2 protein-coding genes are annotated in these 2,316 nt (G+C 60.1%); one reads left to right on the forward strand and one right to left on the reverse strand.

Going from position 1 to position 2,316, the window contains the following annotated elements:
- Nucleotides 1–1,189 (reverse strand): TonB-dependent receptor (locus AB4Z11_RS29745; protein WP_442029490.1); only part of this gene is annotated, 1,189 nt, incomplete at its 3' end.
- 375 nt (nucleotides 1,190–1,564) lie between these two features.
- On the opposite strand from AB4Z11_RS29745, the gene AB4Z11_RS29750 reads away from it, so the two are divergent.
- Nucleotides 1,565–2,316, forward strand: a 752-nt coding sequence (locus tag AB4Z11_RS29750) for an ABC transporter substrate-binding protein (protein WP_442029492.1), incomplete at its 3' end; no start/stop codon positions are given.

The raw sequence follows: 2,316 nt of genomic DNA on the forward strand, positions 1-2,316 counted from the left end.
CGCCCACATCCCATGCCGAGTAGCGCACGCGGGTAGCGACGCCGTACGGGTTCTGCGGGTGGTTGGCCGCCATCAGGATGGTCGAGCCGTAGTTGATCAGCTGGTTCGGGCCGCCGTTGGTGCCTGGGAAGGCGATGGTGCTGGACGAGGAACCTGGGGTCAGGGTGAACGACGCTTTACGCGAGGAGTAGCCCAGTTCGGTGTACGCCTGCAGGTCCGGATTGATCTGCCAGGTGCCGCGGGTGTACAGGTTCACGCCTTCGATTTCCGGCAGCATGGAGCGGAACTGGTCCTGGTACCACAGGCAGCCACCGTTCGGATCTTTCGGGGTCACGCTGGAGAACTTGTCGCAGCCCGGCAGCGAAACGTACTGGCCGGTCTTCGGGTTCAGCAGAGCGCCGGTCGGGCTAGGGGAAGCCGCGCCATTGGTGATGTAGCCGGTAGCGAACTGGGTCGCCAGCGGGTAGCCGTATGGACGCAGGTCGCCGTGGCCGATGTAGGCGCGGTCTTTGCGGTCGGAAGCGTTCAGCTTGTCGTTCTGGCTGTACTCGGCGTTGATGACCCAGTTGTACTTGTCTTCTTCCAGGTTGCCGGTGCCCCAGGTCAGGGTGGCCTTGTTCTGCTTGGCATCGTCGTAGCGCGACCAGCCGGTTTCACCCTTCATCTCAAAGCCGGTGAAGTCTTTGCGCAGGATGATGTTGACCACGCCGGCGATCGCGTCGGCGCCGTACAGCGAGGAAGCGCCGTCCTTCAGCACCTCGATGCGCTCGACGATGTTCATCGGCACGGAGGACAGGTCGGTAAAGCTCTTCTGGCCGTCGTCGGCACGTGCGAAAGGCGCCATGCGGCGGCCGTTCAGCAGCACCAGGGTCGAGGTCGCACCCAGGCCGCGCAGCGAGATCGCGGTGGAGCCGGCGGCGAAACCGTTACCAAAGGTGGTCGGCAGGGAGCCGGCGCCGTCAGCAGTCAGGGTTTGCAGGTACTCGGCGACCGTGGTCTTGCCGGACTTGGCCAGGTCGTCCTTGGTGATGACCTGAACCGGGGACGCGGTTTCAGCGGTTGCGCGCTTGATGCTCGAACCGGTAATTTCCACGCGTTGAATGTTGGCGTCTTGCGCCATAGCCGCGTTAGCGACCAGAGTCAGACCAGCCGCTGCGCCCAAAATGGACAGGCGAACGGAACGGGCCATGATCTTTTCCATCATGTTTTAAACCTCCAAAGGTAAACCAATAAAACGAGCTACAGCTACAGCTATTTCCTGCCGTTTTGGTGCTCCCATTTGAAGGAACTCTCCACCGAGTTCCTGCAAGCCGAAGATAAGAACATTCGGCTGAACAAGGTGTCAACGGATAATTCGGCGGCAAAATGTATGAATTTGTATAAGGATGCGCAATCTCCGCGCAAATTTCGCCGAATTTTCCGATTATTATTGGCTTCGTCGTGTAACTTGCTGTAGTCCAAGACAACCAGGTTTTTTACTTGATGGCAGGAAAATGTATCATTTCTGATACATTGCCAACATTTGGCGAATATGCGCTATCGTTACGGCTTTTCCGGAGTTGCGATGACGTTTAACTGGCTGAAGTGCCTGGGCCTGGGAGCGCTGCTGGCGTTCCCTCTGGCGCATGGCGAGCCGGTCAAAACATTGCGTTACATACTCCCCGCCGCGGAAACCAGTTTCGATCCCGCCGTCTCGCGCGACCTCTACACCGGCCACGTCCTGCAAGCCGTTTTCGATACCCTCTACAGCTACGATTACCTGGCGCGCCCGGTCCAGCTGATGCCAGCCGCCGCGGCCGCGTTGCCGGAAGTGTCGGCTGACGGCAAGACCTACACCATCCATTTGAAGAAGGGCCAGCTGTTCACCGACGATCCGGCCTTTGGCGGCAAGCGCCGCGAGCTGACGGTGGCGGATTTCGTGTATTCCTGGAAGCGCCTGTTCGATCCCCGGCTGGCCTCGCCGCACAGCTGGCTGTTCGAAGGCAAAATCCTCGGCCTCGATGCGCTGGCAGCCGAGGCCGCCCGCACCGGCCATTTCGACTACGACAAACCGATTCCGGGCTTTGAAATCGTCGATCCCTATACCTTGCGCATCCATCTGGTGCAGACCGACTGGAATCTGGGCATGATCCTGGCCCATGAGCCGACCGCCGCCGTGGCGCGCGAGGTGGTGAAGGCCTACGGCGACAGCAAGGGCGAAGTGGAGGCCAATCCCGTCGGCACCGGCTACTACAAGCTGGGTCAATGGACACGCGGCAGCAAGATCGTGCTGGAAGAGAACAAGGACCATTTGCCTGAGACCTGGGATTTCAAGGC

Source organism: Pseudoduganella sp. RAF53_2 (genome assembly GCF_052113985.1).
Classification (GTDB): Bacteria; Pseudomonadota; Gammaproteobacteria; order Burkholderiales; family Burkholderiaceae_D; genus Rugamonas.